Here is a 16665-nt window from a genome sequence, read left to right as displayed (position 1 = left end):
CATTATAACGAAAAGTCGACGGCAATTACTGCCGCCGTCGATTACTTTTTATGAACTTTATGTGTCTTGTTTTGCGCTATTGCCAGCAGCTCTTTGATTTCCTGAGGCGTCAAATGGCGATACTTTCCTCTGCCTAGATTCTCTAGTCCAACCTCGCCAAATCGAATGCGCTTCAGCCTGATAACCTTATGTCCAATCGCTTCAAACATACGGCGAACCTGACGGTTGCGGCCTTCAAAAATCGTAATTGTAATCGTCGCTTCATTACCTTCCGTATCCACATCATGATACTCTACCTCGGCAGGAGCGGTCATGCCATCCTCCAGCTTGATCCCCTTCTGAAGCTGCTCAAGCGCAGTTCCATGAGGAACACCTTTGACGGTAGCGCGATAGGTTTTCGGTACGTGATGGCTCGGATGTGTCAACAAATTGGCGAACTCGCCGTCATTTGTTAGAATGAGAAGTCCTTCCGTATCGTAATCCAATCGACCGACGGGATATACTCTCTCTTTGATGCCTGGCAAGAAATCAGAAACCACTTTGCGTCCTTGCGGATCTTTGGCGCTTGTGATGACTCCTTTGGACTTGTTAAGCATGAGATAGAGCTTCTTCTCGCTCCGGATCGCTTTGCCGTTAACCGTTATGGCATCGACTGCAGGATCTGCTTTGACGCCAAGCGTCGTAACCTTCTCACCATTAACCTCAACCATGCCGGCCAAAATCATTTCTTCACATTTGCGACGGGATGCAACTCCCGCAGCGGCTAATATCTTCTGTAAACGTTCCAATGCTTTCACCTCAATCTCCATCATAACGATATGAAGAACAAAGTACAAGCTTCACTATCCGAATATGTATAAGCAAATGAAAATCGCGGCAAAAAAACCGACCAAATCCGAAAATAATCCTACTTTTAAAGCATAACGCGTTCGACGAATGCCTATAGCGCCAAAATAAACGGTGAGCACATACAAGGTAGTATCCGTGCTGCCTTGTATGGTTGATGCGATTCTGCCAATCATGGAATCCGGACCGAACGTCTGGATGAGATCGGTCGTGAATGCAAGTGAGCCTGCGCCTGTAAGCGGGCGAAGAATGCCGAGCGGTAACACTTCGCTTGGAATGCCCACATAATCAAATAAAGGCCTGACTGCTGAAAGCATCAAATCTAATGCACCCGATGCGCGGAACATGCTGATGGCGACCATCATGCCAACCAAATGCGGAATAATGTTGATCGCTGTCCCAAAGCCGTCCTTGGCGCCTTCAACAAACGTTTCATATACCGGCACCTTGCGCCTAAGCGCTGCATAAAGCGGAATAAATACAATTATGGCTGGAATCATCCACGCAGATAAGCTTGTGAACATACTATACAACCGGCTCACCTCCAGCAGCAGGGAGTGCCCCCTTCATTTTCGCGGGTCCTGAGAGTGTCGGAGTTATTGGCGGCGGGGGAGATTTTCTTCTGTACCAACGATCGGCAAGTATAGCTGCGGTAGTTGCAACAAATGTTGCTGCCAGCGTCGTGCCGATAATCTCTGCTGGATTAGCTGAACCATAATTCATCCGTATCGCTATAAGCGTGGTCGGAATAATCGTTATACTCGATGTATTAAGTGCTAACAGCGTACACATCGCTGGAGTTGCAGTGGAGGGATCCGGATTCAGCTTTTGCAGCTCTTGCATCGCTTTTATCCCCATTGGCGTGGCTGCATTCCCGAGCCCAAATAAATTAGCGCTCAAATTACTCATGATGTAGCCAATTGCCGGATGATTGCGGGGAACGTCAGGAAACAGCATGCGCACAACCGGCCCCAGCATGCGAGCCAATTTTTGCAGCAATCCAGCGTCCTCCGCAATTCTCATCATCCCCAGCCAAAATACCATAATGCTGATTAAGCCAAAGCTCACGGTGACGCCTGATTTGGCTCCCTCGAAGGCAGCTTGCGTCACCGCATCCATCTTGCCGGTTGCCGCAGCCACAATTACGCTCGCTACGATGAAAAACAACCAAATCCAGTTAACCATCTATGCCGCCTCCCCATTTGCAACATCCCTTTTATTAACATTAAAGCGTCTCCCGCGCTCCTCATGCCCTAATGATCAAATAATGCATCCAATACCTTCGATAAGGACTCAGTCAACTTTCCGCGATCATCCAGCGAAGAAGCTTTTTTAAATTCCTCTAACGATTGCATCGCATTTAAAGATTTTGTCGGCAGCTGAAGCCTGCTGCTAGAGACTTCATACACCGGAACAGCACCAATGCGATTGTCATTCATGTACCACTCCATAATACCCCGCTCGCCTAGCATGTAGCGTGTCGTATCCGCATTGTACAGCACCAATCGCGATTGAATCGCATCAGACTCATTCTCAGCAACAGGATACTTGAACGATTGGCCAATTGAATAAGGATAACCTGCGATCGATTGGCCTTTAGATGCAATTTCCTGAAGCGGATAATGGCCAAAGCCCCAATCGAGCATTTTTCGATGATCTGACCAATCATCGCTGTCATTGATCGTTACGGCAGCAAGCTGCTGGCCATTCCTTGTTGCCGAGCTTACTAAGCAGCGCAGCGATTTTTTTGTATAGCCCGTCTTTACGCCGTCTGCACCTTCATACATCGTAAGCATTTTATTTTTGTTCGTATAGCTGTACTCCCACTTCTCATGAGGGTTTGGCACCTTTTTCACTTTTGTGCTGACGATTTCTGCGAATACATCATTTTTCAAAGCATAAGCTGTCAGCTTGGCCAAATCATTTGCAGAGGAAAAATGCCCGTCCTCATCAAGTCCATGCGGATTTTTAAATTGCGTTTGTTTCAGGCCAAGAAAGGTCGCCTTTTCATTCATTAAATGAACGAAGCCATCCTCAGAGCCGCCTACATGTTCAGCTATTGCGGTCGCTGCATCGTTGCCGGATCTTAACATAAGACCGTAAAGCATGTTAAGAAGACTCATTTCCTCGCCAAGCTGAAGATAGATCGAGGACCCTTCCTTGCCTACCGCACGCTTGCTTGTTTTCACCATATCCGTCAGCTTCCCATGATCAATAGCCACGATTGCTGTCATTATTTTTGTTAAGCTTGCAATTCTCATCGATGTATCGCCGTTGCTGCTATACAGCAGTCTTCCCGACTCAACATCAATTAGCGCAGAAGCTCTCGCATTCGTATGCAACGGACTGGGATTGGCGCTTGCAGCAGTCATTCGGCTTGTCCCAACCACTAAGATCGCCAATAAACCAATCATGGCAAACCGTTGTAGCTTTTTGAAATACATGTGATAACTTTCCCCTCTCGCAGCGTTAGTAGATAAATCATCTTGTATATTCCAGTATATGCCTGTACACGTTGCTCTAGACGAAATTCAGCTAACTAAAAATGAAAAACTGCCCTCTCGGGCAGTTCTGTCATAAGAGGTGATCGTTTGCTTCTACTCGTCCGCTGATAATAGTGGAATTCGGATCGTTGTATGCTGCTGTGCTTGATGGCTGCTTCATCATCGATTGAAGCTTCTCGAAGACATGCGGAGCAGAATCGATAACCCGCTCAAGCAGATGCGTTTGATTATCGAGCGGAACAATTTTCACTCCGTGAGTGCCTACGACCAAAAACGCGATTGGCGTAATCGATACGCCGCCGCCGCTGCCGCCGCCAAATGGCATCGATACGGAAGCATGCTGCGCATCAGAATTTGCCCCATGCTTATGATCGGCATCATCCAATCGAATGTCGCTGCCCCCTGCCACAAATCCGAAGCCCACCTTAGAGATCGGCATAATAATGCTGCCGTCCGGCGTTTGAACAGGGTCGCCCACGATTGTATTGACGTCAACCATTTCTTTAATATTTTCCATTGCGGTTTGCATTAAGCCTTGAATAGGATGTTCTGCCATGCTTTGACGCCTCCTTTCCATATCCTCATCCGAACTGAAAGCTGCAGCCCGGCAAGAATAGCATAACCGAAGCGGATTTGAGCTATGCATGACCACTCTGTTCGAAAGGCAGATCCAATGTAAATGGGCTGAACAATCATTTTGGGCTCTGCCTTCAGCTTAACCATTTGAGACAGCACGCCGATAATCGATGTCTTCACTGACCATACCGCACCCGTTGCCATGGCTGTCCACATCGCGTCACCCGTCCCGACTGACGTTGACCAATTCCATTCAATAAGTCTAACCTTCGATAGCGTTTGCCTTACCCAACCCTTTAGATTTCGAGTTATTTCCAATATGTACTTGAATTTATCGATGCCTTTCATGATTTTATCTGCGTCAATATCCTCGTAATACTGCGACCAAGTGTTCTCTGATATGTTCGTTTTTGAAACCTGTTCCTTCAGTTGGACAGAAGTACCGGTAAATTGAATAATAGGCACCTTTAATTTGTATCGGATTATTCCGTATAGTGCTTTTATATTCAACTCAACATCATCATTGTCTCCCAGCCTCCGCAGATGTCCTGCTACAACAACCTGAGAGCTTAGGATAACTATTAAAATGAGCAAAAAAAAGAGACCGGCCGCCGTAATCCAACCGTAAGGGTAACTGAGCACCATCATGCTTCCTCCGTTTCCCTCATATGGGTTGAATATAGTATGACCCGGCGGTCAAATCTCATTCTTTAATTTCTTCAATTGTCATCTGCCGACCGTCTAAACGCTCGAACAGCAGCTGCGTTTGTTCCTCAAGAGCATCGTCCAAATCGACATTCCCTGGCTCTGGTAGCTCCTTGATCGAAGGCAAGCCGAAATAATCTAAAAATGATTTCGTTGTACCGTACAAAATCGGCCGACCGATTTGCTCGGCGCGTCCGACCTCCTCGATCAAATCCTTGGATACGAGCGATTGTATCGCTCTATCGCTCTTCACACCGCGAATTTCTTCGATCGATATTCTTGTAATGGGCTGACGATATGCCACAATGGACAACGTCTCGAGCGCTGCCTGCGAGAGCTGTGAACGGGTTGGCGTATAAGCCATTCTCTCAAAATAAGGCGCATGCTCCAAATGCGTCGTCAGCCGAAAGGATCCGGCGACCTCGGCGATTTGAATGCCGCGTTCCTCGCGCTCCAAGTCACGCTGCAAATCATAAACCAAATCAGAGGCAAGCTCGGCATCCAGCTCCAAAATATCGGCAAGCTGCCGCTTCGTCAGCCCCTCATCGCCTGCCATGAACAGCAGGCCCTCAATAATCGTCTTCAACTTCTGATAATCCAATTTCTGACGACTCTCCTTTCCAGTGAATGACGATGTCGTCAAACAGCTGATGCTGGAAGCAACGAATATGCTTCATCTTCATTAGCTCCAGTATCGCTAGAAAAGTGACCACGATTTCATGCCTGTCCATATTTTCACGGATAAGCTTCGAGAAACGAACCGTTTCAAATTGCTTCAACACAACGACAATATCCCGTATCCGGTCCTTGACCGAAATCTCATCGCGCTGCACCGTCGCAACTACATTTCGCCGTGAGGCTCTGCGAAGCGCCTTTTGGAAGGCAACGATTAAATCCGATAAATGCAAGCCCTCCACCGGATTAACCTTTTCTTCCTTCAAGAAAGGCGACATATCCTCAGGCTCTCTTGAATAGACGAGGCTGCGCTCGAATTCCTTCTCGCGCAGCTGCTCGGCAATTTGTTTGAATTTCCGGTATTCGACGAGCTTCTGGATGAGCTCATCGCGCGGATCCAGTCCGTCTTCTGGCCAATCCTCGTAATCATCCTCAAATACCGGAGGCTTAGGGAGAAGCTGCTTGCTTTTTATCGCCAAAAGGGTAGCCGCCATGACCAGAAACTCACTCGTAACCTCAAGCTCCAGCTCCTTCATCGCATGCAAGTAATCCATATATTGAATAGTAATCTCGCTGATAGACACTTCATGGATATCGATCTCGGCCTTGTCGATCAAGTGAAGCAATAGATCAAGCGGTCCCTCAAATGAATCCAGCTTATAAAGCACCGACACTTACATTTCCTCCCGCCTAGCCTTAAACTTTGCTGCTTAGCCTTGCAATTGCTTAGTCAAATTCGCCATTTCAATTGCGCTAGTTGCAGCTTCATAGCCTTTGTTGCCTGCTTTCGTACCGGCACGCTCAATGGCTTGCTCAATCGAATCAACCGTCAGTACGCCGAAAATAGTCGGAATACCTGTTTTTAATGCAATTGCCGCTACGCCTTTAGCTGCTTCGTTGCATACAAAATCAAAATGCGGAGTTGAACCGCGAATAACGGCGCCTAGCGTGATAACGGCGTCATACTTGCCGCTTTCAGCCATTTTTTGCGCGATTAACGGAATTTCGAAAGCTCCTGGTACCCAAGCTACTTCAACTTCGGAATCCTGCGCGCCGTGACGCTTGAACGCATCAAGCGCTCCGCCAAGCAGCTTGCTTGAAATAAACTCATTGAAACGACCAACTACTACTCCATATTTTAAACCTTCTGATACTAAATGTCCCTCATAAATTCGTGTCATTTGTCATCTTCCTTCCGATATTTAAATGATATAATCAATATCTTCAAAGCTTAACAAGTGGCCAAGCTTCGTTTTCTTCGTGCGGAGATAACTTTTGTTATCTTCATTTTCGTCCATTTGAATGGGAACACGCTCTACCACCTCGAGTCCGTAACCCTCTAGTCCTTTAATTTTGCGGGGGTTATTCGTTAGCAGGCGCATTTGGCGGACACCAAGATCCTTCAAAATTTGCGCTCCTATCCCATACTCGCGCAAATCGGCCGGAAAGCCAAGCTTTAAATTCGCATCAACCGTATCAAGGCCTTGCTCCTGCAGCTCATAGGCTTTTAACTTGTTGATCAAGCCAATGCCTCTTCCCTCTTGCCGCATGTACAGAAGTACGCCGCTGCCCGCTTCCTCAATCTGCTTTAGCGCAGCTCCAAGCTGCGGACCGCAATCGCAGCGATGCGAATGGAATACATCGCCGGTAAGGCATTCGGAATGTACGCGCACAAGCAGCGGACGCTCAGGATCGATGTCGCCTTTAACGAGTGCGATATGTTCTTTATTGTCCACGATGTTCGTGTAAGCTATTGCGCGGAAGGTGCCAAAATCAGTTGGCAGCTTCACATCAACCGCACGCTCAACGAGCTTTTCCTTTGCATTGCGATACTGAATCATCTCTTGAATGGTAATCAGCTTCAGATTGTGCTTTTCCTTAAAGACAAGCAAATCCGGCAAGCGAGCCATCGTACCGTCTTCGTTAATGATTTCACATATAGCTGCACCTGGAGCAGAACCGCACATGACTGCAAGATCGATCGCTGCCTCCGTATGACCAGCGCGACGCAGCACGCCGCCCGACCTTGCTATAAGCGGGAAAATGTGTCCCGGCCGGCGGAAATCCGCTGCCTTTGTCGTTGGGTCGACAAGCGCTTTGACCGTTTCCGAACGCTCATACGCCGAAATACCGGTCGTCGTTCCGATATAATCTACCGATACGGTAAAAGCCGTGCCATGGTAATCGGTATTATGCGACACCATAGGAGGCAGATCCAGCTGTTCCGCACGTTCCTGCGTAATCGGAACACATACAAGGCCGCGAGCCTCCGTTATCATGAAATTGATGACTTCCGGCGTTGTTTTATCTGCGAGCGCGATGAGGTCGCCCTCGTTTTCCCGATCCTCGTCATCAACGACTATGATCGGCTTGCCGAGTTTAAGGTCTTCGAGCGCTTCTTCGATTTTATCAAATGTAATTTTATCTGTTTGTTCCATATGAGTTTCCCTCCTTTGTGACAACCAAACCATTGAGACAACCAAACCATCGTAAACAACCAAACCTTTGTAAGGCTTCTACCTAACCTTCAAAGGCTTTCTACCAAACCTTTAAAGGCTTTAAAACCAATACCAAACCTTAAAGGCTTTTAACCAAACCTTAAAAGGCTTTAATTCCAAACCTTAAAGGCTTTAATTCCAAACCTTATAGGCTTTTCGAACCCGCCCAAACCCTCCCTTCCAAGGGAGGGCCCCAAGGACTGCGTCCTCTGGACACCTGCAAATGGACTAACGTTGAAGGGAATCAGTCGGTTGTATGCTGCTTTTTCTGTAGGAACGCTACCGTCCCTGCGGGACACGCTTTACTTTTAATGCTACTACCAAGCCTTCAAACATTTTATCAAAACCTTCAAAGGCTTTAGTTCCAAACACTCAAAAGCTTTAGTTCCATACCTTCAAAGGCTTTAGTTCCATACCTTCAAAAGCTTTAGTTCCAAACCTTTAAAGGCTTTTCGAACCCGCCCAAACCCTCCCTTCCAAGGGAGGGCCCCAAGGACTGCGTCCTCTGGACACCTGCAAATGGACTAACGTTGAAGGGAATCAGTTGGTTGTATGCTGCTTTTTCTGTAGGATCGCTTCCGTCCCTGCGGGACACGCTTTCTGGTTGAGCGCTTATGTCACTTAAGTGACTTAACACCTGAATAACTTTTGAGTTAATGAGTTGATATGCTGCTAAGTTTACCCTTGGCTCGCTTTCGTCCCTGCGGGACACGCTTTCTGCTTGCTCAAGATATTGGTTACTGGAAACCACCTAATTAGCTTGTTCATTAGCTTATTTACAGTATAGATGGAACTTCTCCAGCTAATTTGCTTGTTCACTAGCTTTTTTACAGTTTAGATGGAATTTCTCCTTCTAATTCGGCGCATTCCACCTGAAACAAGCTAATTTCTTATTATTACATGGAGCTTTTCCTGTTAAATGCATTTGGTTAAGACATTTTCATTAATTAACGTGAGTTTTTACCGTTATGATTAAAGTAGTGACAAAAAATACTCTTTTTTGAATTAACTGCAAATCGTCCTTAAAGATGCAAACTCACTCACCATATTATTATAAGAATCCATTTTCCATTAAAAATGATGTGGTGAGCTTGGTGCTTGCTTTTGCAGCTTCCGGCTGCTTGAAATGGAGCAGGTGATCGACGTATTTGCCGATTACATCGCACTCTATATTGACGGAGTCGCCTGCGTGCTTGTGCTGCAGTGCTGTTTCGCCAAGGGTGTGCGGGATGATCGATACGGTAAACGAACCGGAGCCTGTATCAACCACCGTAAGACTTATTCCGTCTATCGTAATGGATCCTTTCGGAATGACATAACGCAGCATATCAGCATCATCTAGCTGTACTTTGTACACCACTGCATTCGCATCTGTTTCACGATTGAGTATCTTTCCGGTTCCATCGATATGTCCTTGTACGATATGACCGCCAAACCGTCCGCCCGCCTGCATCGCGCGTTCTAAATTCACTCGCTCACCGGCACGAAGCTGGTGGAGGTTCGATTTGCGATATGTTTCAGGCATCACATCTGCCGAGAATGAAGACCCGTCAAAGGACGTTACCGTAAGACATACGCCGTTAACCGAAATACTGTCTCCAAGCATGACGCCATTCGTCACATGAGTGGCCCCGATGACAAGGCGCATCGCTTCACCCTGCTTCGTGATCCCTTTCATCTTTCCCACTTCTTCCACTAATCCGGTAAACATGGGGTTCCTCCTCAAACACCTTAATAAACGGGATAACCCGAGACGCAAATGTCTTCGCCGGCCATTTCCACGCTCACATGCTCAAGCTGTATGGCATCTGCCATTTTCTCGATTCCAGCGAAGGTGAAGGTGCCAGGAGCATCTGCTCCTCCGATAATTTTGGCTGCATAGTAGAGTATAATTTTATCGATAAGGCCTGCCTCAAGCATCGCACCGTTTAATTGACCGCCGCCCTCGAGCAGGATCGAGCCGATCTCAAGCTCTCCGAGCTTCTTCATCGCTTCGACTAAATCCACCTTTGGCCCTGTTCCGCAAATGACAACTTCAATACCAGCGGCCTCTAAAGCTTGTCGGTGTTCCCCGTCTGCCTCGCTCGAAGTCAATACGATGGTCCTGATAGACCGATCGGTTACTACGCGTGCATCTAGCGGCAAACGTAGCTTTGAATCTACGATGATGCGTACCGGGTCGATAGCTGGGACGGAAGCGCGTGTATTCAATAAAGGATCGTCCGCAAGCACTGTACCGATTCCGACCATAATCGCTTCATGCTGATGACGAAGCGTATGAACCTGCTCGCGTGCCGCAGCTCCCGTCACCCATCTGCTGTCGCCTGTACGCGATGCAATTTTGCCATCAAGCGTGCTAGCTGTTTTCAAAGTGACGAATGGCAGCCTTGTCGTAATATACTTATTGAACTTTTCGTTCATTTGCTGAGATTGCTGCTCCATGACGCCAACGGTAACATCAATTCCTTCTTCACGCAGCCTGGCGATGCCGCGGCCCGATACCTCGGGATTGGGATCACCGCTGGCGACCACAACCCTCGCCGCTTTCGCAGCGATGATGCGCTCGCAGCAAGGAGGCGTTTTGCCAAAATGACTGCATGGCTCTAGCGTTACATAAACAGTGGCGCCCTCTGCCTCATCTCCTGCCATCTGAAGGGCATGCACCTCAGCATGGCCGGTACCTCGCTTAAGATGCGTTCCGATTCCGATAATGCGGCCATTCTTCACGACAACACATCCGACAACAGGATTAATCCCCGTTTGGCCTGAAGCTTTTGACGCCATGTCGAGCGCTAAACCCATATAATATTCATCATTTAACACGTCCATATACAAAAATCACCCCTATCGGCAAACGATCCGACAGGGGTGATGAGTGAGTGATCCGAGAACTACGACAAAACCAATAGGCGTTGTCGGCTTTAATATCCGACTCCATCCTATTCCGCAAAAATTGCGAAAACGGTTTGTAAAATACGCTAAAAAAACAAACCTACTATGTAAGTGAAATAAAACACACATACAAATAAGCTGATATTATAGCTGTCGAAGCATCCCCTTCTCCCATCCAGACTATACTGTCGGTCCCGGATTTGCACCAGGTCCACCGTTCCAATCACCTTTGCATCTCAATAAATCAGAAAACAAAGTTTCTTAGACCGGGTCACGGACTGACGACAAGCACAGAAGTTCGGTTAACCGATCCTCCTGTACCTGCCGATCACCGCCGGTTAGGAATTTCACCCTACCCCGAAGGAAAGCTGCACTTACATAATTATAGTTAGTATCTTATCACTAAATCGTTTCAACTTCAACCTTTTCCATTTTGTCTCCGCCTTTGAAAGCATCAACAAACTCCATACCCTTCGAAACTTTGCCGAATACAGTATGACCGCCATCCAAATGCGGCTGTGGAGCGTAACCGATATAGAATTGGCTGCCGCCAGTGTTACGGCCAGCATGTGCCATAGCTAAAGTGCCGCGTTCATGCTTGTTCGGGTTGATTTCACAATTAATTGTGTAACCAGGACCGCCTGTACCAGTTCCGTTCGGGCATCCGCCTTGTGCAACGAAACCTGGGATAACACGGTGGAACGTAAGACCATTGTAGAAGCCTTCTTTAGCAAGCTTCTCGAAGTTTGCTACTGTGTTCGGCGCGTCTTGATCGAATAGATCGATTAGAACTTCTCCGCCGTTTGCTAGTGTGATTTTTGCTTGTTTTGCCATTGCTGCATCTACCTTTCTTTTATCCAGATAAGACTACGTTACCAATATCGCCCTTATTTCGCAAGCGGTGATTTTTGCAGTCTTGCCGGAATGACGTCATTGCATACGATATTTTCAAGCGATTCGCGCTTAACAGCAAGGTCAGCCTGACCGTCTTTTACAAAAACGACTGCCGGACGACGAATGCGGTTATAGTTGCTCGCCATTGCATAATTATAAGCACCTGTGCAGAAAACAGCAAGCAGGTCGCCATTTTCGGCTTTAGGTAATTCCAAATCCCAAATCAGCATATCGCCGCTCTCGCAGCATTTGCCGGCAATAGAAACCGTTTCTTCTGCTGCATCATTCGCACGATTTGCAAGCACTGCCTCGTATTTCGATTGATAAAGAGCTGGGCGAGGGTTGTCCGTCATTCCGCCGTCAACAGCGATATACTTGCGAACACCAGGAATGTCCTTGCTCGTACCTACTGTGTACAAAGTCGTTCCTGCATCGCCAACCATGCTGCGGCCTGGCTCAACCCAAATTTCAGGGAGCGGGAACTCGGCATTTGTGAAATTTGTAATAATTGCGCCAGTAATTGCCGCTACATATTCACTAATTGGAAGCGGAGTATCACCCTCAACATAACGAATGCCGAAGCCGCCGCCAAGATTGATGACTTTAAACGTAAGGCCAAGCTCGTTGCGAATCGAAACCGCAAAATCAGCAACCTTGTCTACAGCCATGCGGAAGCCTTCAACTTCAAAAATTTGTGATCCAATATGGGAGTGTACGCCCAAAATAACAAGGTTTGACAAAGCAAGCGCTTCTTGAATAGCTTGTTTCGCTGCGCCATTGCCAAGGTCAAAGCCGAACTTTGAATCCTGTTGGCCAGTTGAGATGTAATCATGCGTATGTGCTTCTACGCCTGGCGTAATACGAAGCAAAATATTCACTTTCTTGCCTTTGTCGCCTGCAAGTGCATTCAGCAGCTCTAGCTCCATGAAATTGTCTACTACGAAGCAGCCAATGCCTGCATCAAGCGCCATGTTGATTTCTTCAGGCGTTTTGTTGTTGCCGTGGAAGTGAATACGTTCCGCCGGGAAGCCCGCTTGCATAGCTGTATACAGCTCGCCATCGGACACAACATCAAGCGATAGTCCCTCTTGCTCGGCAATCGCGCACATTGCCATTACGCTGAACGCCTTGCTTGCGTAAGCGACTTGGAAACGAAGTCCGGAAGCTTTGAAAGCTTCAACATACTCGCTCGCGCGTTGACGTACGAGAGCCTCGTCCACAATATATAGCGGCGTTCCAAACTGTGCAGCCAAATCAGCTACATCGCAGCCGCCAATTTCCAAATGTCCTTGAGTGTTAATTTTACTAGTTCCATGCAGGTACATAATTTCCCCTCAGCTTTCTTCTATCTGCATGCAGATAGAACGGATAGAATTTGCATCAATAGCATCAGTATAACGCAATCTACCCGCGCTGCGAAATGGATAAATCCACATTTCATTTGCATTTTATGAATTTACTCGGTGCTTGGCATCTTATCGCGCTGCTGCGCTCTTAGATTATTTGGACGCGTCCGATTGTACAGCACCGGCTGGCGGATGATAATGCTCCATAGCGCCCTCATGTCAAAGGGGATGAATGGCCACATATATGGACGGTTGAACGAACGCTCCATCGTCAGCATCAGTATTATGGCTGTCGTCGCAATGACGAAGCCGGGCACACTGAAGGCAGACACCGATATGATTAGGACAAGCCGTACGATTCGGTTCGCAAGTCCAAGCTCGTAGCTTGGCGTTGCGAACATGCCGATAGCCGCTACGGACATGTACAAAATAACCTCATTGACGAAGATGCCTGTCTGCACCGCAATATCGCCGATCAAAATCGCAGCAACCAGCGACATGGCCGTCGCAAGCGAGGTCGGCGTATGCACGGATGCCATCCGAAGCAGGTCGACGCCTATTTCAGCTAGAAGAAACTGTACGACTAACGGCAGCTTGGCTGTTTTATTGGGACCGAGAAATTCAAGAGCAGGCGGCTTTAATTCAGGATGCATAACGAACAGCAGCCAAAGCGGCAGCATGAACAACGAAGCGAATATGCCAATGAATCTTACCCATCTCAAATAAGTACCGATAAATGGGGTTTGACGATTTTCCTCCGCATGCTGCATGAGATCCGCATAAGTGGTCGGGAGGGTCATAACGCTTGGCGAGGTATCAACGAAAACAGCCACATAGCCTTCAAGCAAGTGAGCTGCCACCGTATCAGGCCTCTCCGAATATCGAACCATCGGAAAAGGATTCCATCCTCGCTTTACAGTGGCCTCCTCAAGCTGCTTGTCCGCAAGCGGCAAGCCGTCTATCTTCACCATGGAAATTTTGTCTTTAATCGATTTGAGGAGCTCCTTGTCGACTAAATCATCGATATAAGCGATACACACATCCGTTTGCGTTCTCTCGCCCACTCTTACGATCTCATAACGCAGCTGCGGGTCGCGCAATCGTCTGCGAACAAGTGAAACGTTAACCATCAGCGTTTCTACAAAGCCGTCCCTGCTTCCGCGAACAACCTTCTCAAGCGAAGGCTCCTCGGGTCCCCGTGCTGGGAAAGCCTTCGCGTCTATCATGATGACACATGATTCACCGTCGATAAAAAAAGCAGTGCCGCCGGACATCACGCCGGTCAGCATATTGTTCCAATCCTCTTCCTTCGTCGCCTGCGCAGCAGGCACATACAAATCGAGGAACGAATGAAAGGCATGCACCGACAGATCCTCTGGCTGCAGATAAGTCAACCGTTTAAGCACTTCAGTCAGTAAGGTGTCCTTCACCAATCCGTTCATGCAAAGCATAGCCGTTCGCCGTTCGCCAAACGTCATCTCTCTTACGACTACATCAAAGCTTGTTTTATACCCAATCTCATGTTCCAAACGAGACAGCACTTCATCCAGCTGATCTGGAATCGGCGTTTTTTCCTTTTCCCCAGCTTGATGCGAAGCTGAGCTCCCTATCCTTGGCCTCTTTTTTACATGTGAGATGGAAGCCTCATCTAGTGCTAACCCCGACTCCTCCTGCTGCTGCTGTTCTCCGGCATTCACTGCGTTAGACGCCACATGGTTATCCTGATCTTCATGACCCTGCTCTGAATGATGATCCTTCATATACCCTCACCTCGTCGTTAATAAGCTACCATTGAAAAACCAGCCAATCGAATAATGAGCCAAGTGTTTTCCCCAGCACCATCGCCATTACGAGCCCAACCATATACGCCGATAGATTCATTCTCTTGGCCAAAATAGGCAGCACGTTCATAACCTCCGTCAATGCGGCGGCCAACATGCCGATGAACATGCCATCAATCAAACCCGCGGCGCTCAATAATAAGCCCGAAGGCAGCATTAATCGCCAACTCATAAAATCAGCGAACGTCCAGTACAACGAGCCGCATATGACGGCAGACTCAAACCATGCAGACAAGCGATATGCATTGGCAACCTGTGCCAGACGCGGAATAAGGTCAAGCACGATAAGCAGAGCTACCAATCCGCTGCCTACCGCAAGCCCGCCCGCCAAGCCTAGCAGCGCTACAAAAACATTTGCTAGCGAATTAATCATGCTTGTTACCGTTTGTCTGGTCGAAATCCGACTTTTTGCGCATTTCATCGGCGATGACGTAGGCATTCACATTTTCCTGATACATATATAGCTCAACCTCAAGCGGGTTCGGCTCCTCATTGAACCGTTTGCGGAATAAGTGATTGAAGAACAATACCATTCCAAGCCCGATTCCGAGCGAATAAGGGATTTGAAACCAAAGCGGATGCTCCGTTCGCTTTCCCGTAATCAGCTCAACAATCCGAATATGAACCTCCTTCATGCTGACATCTGTATGAAAGTTCATAATGGCGAGACCCGCTCCAAAAAACAAAAGCAGCCATGCCAGGATGAGTACCGAAATGCGCGGCTTAACCGGTTTCTCCGCAACCATAACCAGCACCTGAGGATCTCCATAGGCTTCTACTGCCATATCCGGCTCCTGTTGCCGTATGGCTTTGACGATCTGCAACAGATCGATGACGACGCGATTGCCGTCCGCACTCTTGTGCTCGTACAGGACAAGCTCCTTCAGCCGCCTCTCAAGCACATCATCCTCAGCTAGCAGCCTCGCAGCTTGCCCCAGAGTGACCCGTTGATTCGGCTTCGTGTAAATTCGTTTTTTCAAACGCAGATAGAGGACCGAATGCTTGGATGTTGCCATCTGTCAGCTTCCCTTCTGCTTATGCTTTGGTGTTTGTTTCCCTTTTAGTATGAGAAAAGGAGGATTCGGATACTCATGCAAAATGAGGTAAAAAATAGAAAAAAACCAAATCGCCTCAAAGGGCGATTTGGTCTCTAATCGATTGCAATATTTTTTTCTCAAGCCGTGATACTTGCACTTGTGAGATTCCCAGCCTGCTGGCCACCTCGGATTGCGTCTTGTCTCGATAATAACGCAGATATACGATTAACCGCTCGCGCTCACTCAATCCTTCAATGGCTTCAACCAGCGCTAGCTTGTCAAACCACCGATCCTGAGATTCATCCGCTATTTGATCCATCAGTGTGATGGGGTCGCCGTCATTCTCAAACACCGTTTCGTGAATGGATGTCGGAGGCTTATTCGCTTCCTGAGCGAAAACAACATCCTCAGGGGTAATGCCAAGCCGCTCCGCAACCTCGCTAATGGTGGGCAAGCGTCCTAACGTTTTGGAAAGCTCATCCTTCATTTTACGCACCTTATTGGCGGTTTCCTTAAGGGATCTGCTAACCTTCAACGTACCATCATCGCGCAAAAATCGTTGGATTTCCCCAATGATCATCGGTACTGCATAAGTGGAAAACTTCACATCATAGGACAAGTCGAATTTGTCTACTGACTTTAGCAATCCGATGCAGCCGATTTGGAACAAATCCTCGGGCTCATAACCACGATTGATAAATCGCTGCACGACCGACCAGACAAGCCGGATATTGCACTGAACGAGTGTATCCCTTGCAAGCGTATCGCCTGACTGACTTAACGCAATGAGCCGCTTTACTTCTGCGTCATCCAAATATGGCTGGGCCGTCTGCTTTAGATTGACATCCATG

18 protein-coding genes and 1 riboswitch are annotated in these 16665 nt (G+C 47.8%); all 18 genes read right to left on the bottom strand.

The annotated features are described in order from the left end of the window. Nucleotides 1-41: 41 nt before the first annotated feature. Entirely contained in the window at nt 42-788 is a 747-nt protein-coding gene (locus AC1TPC_RS12130) for a pseudouridine synthase (protein WP_482067174.1), read from the bottom strand. Nucleotides 789-842: 54 nt separating this feature from the next. Then, nucleotides 843-1370, bottom strand: coding sequence for a spore maturation protein (locus tag AC1TPC_RS12125; RefSeq protein WP_482067173.1), 528 nt, complete (start codon nt 1368-1370; stop codon nt 843-845). A 1-nt stretch (nt 1371) separates the two neighbouring features. Beyond that, the gene (locus tag AC1TPC_RS12120; RefSeq protein ID WP_482067103.1) at nt 1372-2031 is read right to left on the bottom strand and encodes a nucleoside recognition domain-containing protein; all 660 of its coding nucleotides are present in this window, start codon (nt 2029-2031) and stop codon (nt 1372-1374) included. A gap of 68 nt (nt 2032-2099) precedes the next feature. Then, the gene (locus tag AC1TPC_RS12115; RefSeq protein ID WP_482067102.1) at nt 2100-3290 is read right to left on the bottom strand and encodes a D-alanyl-D-alanine carboxypeptidase family protein; all 1191 of its coding nucleotides are present in this window, start codon (nt 3288-3290) and stop codon (nt 2100-2102) included. A gap of 130 nt (nt 3291-3420) precedes the next feature. Continuing rightward, nucleotides 3421-3906 (bottom strand): GerW family sporulation protein, encoded by a 486-nt coding sequence (gene ytfJ, locus AC1TPC_RS12110; RefSeq protein WP_482067101.1) that lies wholly within the window; start codon nt 3904-3906, stop codon nt 3421-3423. Continuing rightward, nucleotides 3879-4574, bottom strand: coding sequence for a DUF2953 domain-containing protein (locus AC1TPC_RS12105; RefSeq protein ID WP_482067100.1), 696 nt, complete (start codon nt 4572-4574; stop codon nt 3879-3881). The genes ytfJ and AC1TPC_RS12105 overlap by 28 nt, the downstream gene beginning before the upstream one ends. Nucleotides 4575-4629: 55 nt before the next feature. Further along, on the bottom strand, nt 4630-5232 hold the full coding sequence (gene scpB / locus AC1TPC_RS12100; protein WP_482067099.1) for an SMC-Scp complex subunit ScpB: 603 nt from the start codon (nt 5230-5232) through the stop codon (nt 4630-4632). Then, nucleotides 5201-5980 carry a segregation and condensation protein A gene (locus AC1TPC_RS12095; protein ID WP_482067098.1) on the bottom strand — a complete coding sequence of 260 codons (780 nt, stop codon included), beginning with the start codon at nt 5978-5980 and terminating at the stop codon, nt 5201-5203. The genes scpB and AC1TPC_RS12095 overlap by 32 nt, the downstream gene beginning before the upstream one ends. A 36-nt stretch (nt 5981-6016) precedes the next feature. Next, complete coding sequence (gene ribH, locus AC1TPC_RS12090) at nt 6017-6487, bottom strand: 6,7-dimethyl-8-ribityllumazine synthase (RefSeq protein WP_441960079.1); 471 nt, start codon at nt 6485-6487, stop codon at nt 6017-6019. A 21-nt stretch (nt 6488-6508) separates the two neighbouring features. Beyond that, complete coding sequence (locus AC1TPC_RS12085) at nt 6509-7744, bottom strand: bifunctional 3,4-dihydroxy-2-butanone-4-phosphate synthase/GTP cyclohydrolase II (RefSeq protein ID WP_482067097.1); 1236 nt, start codon at nt 7742-7744, stop codon at nt 6509-6511. Between the two features lie 1111 nt (nt 7745-8855). Beyond that, nucleotides 8856-9515, bottom strand: a complete 660-nt coding sequence (gene ribE, locus AC1TPC_RS12080) for a riboflavin synthase (RefSeq protein ID WP_482067096.1) — start codon at nt 9513-9515, stop codon at nt 8856-8858. A gap of 20 nt (nt 9516-9535) precedes the next feature. After that, nucleotides 9536-10633, bottom strand: a complete 1098-nt coding sequence (gene ribD / locus AC1TPC_RS12075) for a bifunctional diaminohydroxyphosphoribosylaminopyrimidine deaminase/5-amino-6-(5-phosphoribosylamino)uracil reductase RibD (protein ID WP_482067095.1) — start codon at nt 10631-10633, stop codon at nt 9536-9538. 222 nt (nt 10634-10855) lie between these two features. Next, nucleotides 10856-11065: riboswitch (FMN riboswitch) on the bottom strand. A 33-nt stretch (nt 11066-11098) separates the two neighbouring features. Next, a complete protein-coding gene (locus tag AC1TPC_RS12070) occupies nt 11099-11530 on the bottom strand; it encodes a peptidylprolyl isomerase (RefSeq protein ID WP_482067094.1) in 432 nt (143 codons plus the stop codon). A 53-nt stretch (nt 11531-11583) separates the two neighbouring features. Then, entirely contained in the window at nt 11584-12915 is a 1332-nt protein-coding gene (gene lysA / locus AC1TPC_RS12065; RefSeq protein WP_482067093.1) for a diaminopimelate decarboxylase, read from the bottom strand. Nucleotides 12916-13046: 131 nt separating this feature from the next. Continuing rightward, nucleotides 13047-14696 carry a spore germination protein gene (locus tag AC1TPC_RS12060; RefSeq protein WP_482067092.1) on the bottom strand — a complete coding sequence of 550 codons (1650 nt, stop codon included), beginning with the start codon at nt 14694-14696 and terminating at the stop codon, nt 13047-13049. Nucleotides 14697-14721: 25 nt separating this feature from the next. Next, nucleotides 14722-15150 (bottom strand): stage V sporulation protein AB, encoded by a 429-nt coding sequence (locus AC1TPC_RS12055; RefSeq protein WP_482067091.1) that lies wholly within the window; start codon nt 15148-15150, stop codon nt 14722-14724. Beyond that, nucleotides 15143-15793 carry a stage V sporulation protein AA gene (locus AC1TPC_RS12050; protein ID WP_482067090.1) on the bottom strand — a complete coding sequence of 217 codons (651 nt, stop codon included), beginning with the start codon at nt 15791-15793 and terminating at the stop codon, nt 15143-15145. Before AC1TPC_RS12050 ends, AC1TPC_RS12055 begins: the two co-directional genes overlap by 8 nt. 115 nt (nt 15794-15908) lie before the next feature. After that, a complete protein-coding gene (gene sigF, locus AC1TPC_RS12045) occupies nt 15909-16664 on the bottom strand; it encodes an RNA polymerase sporulation sigma factor SigF (RefSeq protein ID WP_053376717.1) in 756 nt (251 codons plus the stop codon). Nucleotide 16665 lies beyond the last annotated feature (1 nt).

Source organism: Paenibacillus sp. Y280, from assembly GCF_056786335.1.
The sequence above is the reverse complement of the archived record's forward strand: the minus strand, read 5'-3'. Positions and strand labels throughout refer to the sequence as shown.

Bases quoted from the DNA above. Each gene is read 5' to 3' on its own strand.
- ribD (WP_482067095.1), bottom strand. From the start codon at position 10,633: ATGGACGTGTTAAATGATGAATATTATATGGGTTTAGCGCTCGACATG.
- ribE (WP_482067096.1), bottom strand. From the start codon at position 9,515: ATGTTTACCGGATTAGTGGAAGAAGTGGGAAAGATGAAAGGGATCACG.
- AC1TPC_RS12070 (WP_482067094.1), bottom strand. From the start codon at position 11,530: ATGGCAAAACAAGCAAAAATCACACTAGCAAACGGCGGAGAAGTTCTA.
- ytfJ (WP_482067101.1), bottom strand. From the start codon at position 3,906: ATGGCAGAACATCCTATTCAAGGCTTAATGCAAACCGCAATGGAAAAT.
- AC1TPC_RS12085 (WP_482067097.1), bottom strand. From the start codon at position 7,744: ATGGAACAAACAGATAAAATTACATTTGATAAAATCGAAGAAGCGCTC.
- AC1TPC_RS12115 (WP_482067102.1), bottom strand. From the start codon at position 3,290: ATGTATTTCAAAAAGCTACAACGGTTTGCCATGATTGGTTTATTGGCG.
- AC1TPC_RS12050 (WP_482067090.1), bottom strand. From the start codon at position 15,793: ATGGCAACATCCAAGCATTCGGTCCTCTATCTGCGTTTGAAAAAACGA.
- sigF (WP_053376717.1), bottom strand. From the start codon at position 16,664: ATGGATGTCAATCTAAAGCAGACGGCCCAGCCATATTTGGATGACGCA.
- AC1TPC_RS12060 (WP_482067092.1), bottom strand. From the start codon at position 14,696: ATGAAGGATCATCATTCAGAGCAGGGTCATGAAGATCAGGATAACCAT.
- lysA (WP_482067093.1), bottom strand. From the start codon at position 12,915: ATGTACCTGCATGGAACTAGTAAAATTAACACTCAAGGACATTTGGAA.
- ribH (WP_441960079.1), bottom strand. From the start codon at position 6,487: ATGACACGAATTTATGAGGGACATTTAGTATCAGAAGGTTTAAAATAT.
- AC1TPC_RS12055 (WP_482067091.1), bottom strand. From the start codon at position 15,150: ATGATTAATTCGCTAGCAAATGTTTTTGTAGCGCTGCTAGGCTTGGCG.
- AC1TPC_RS12120 (WP_482067103.1), bottom strand. From the start codon at position 2,031: ATGGTTAACTGGATTTGGTTGTTTTTCATCGTAGCGAGCGTAATTGTG.
- AC1TPC_RS12105 (WP_482067100.1), bottom strand. From the start codon at position 4,574: ATGATGGTGCTCAGTTACCCTTACGGTTGGATTACGGCGGCCGGTCTC.
- AC1TPC_RS12125 (WP_482067173.1), bottom strand. From the start codon at position 1,370: ATGTTCACAAGCTTATCTGCGTGGATGATTCCAGCCATAATTGTATTT.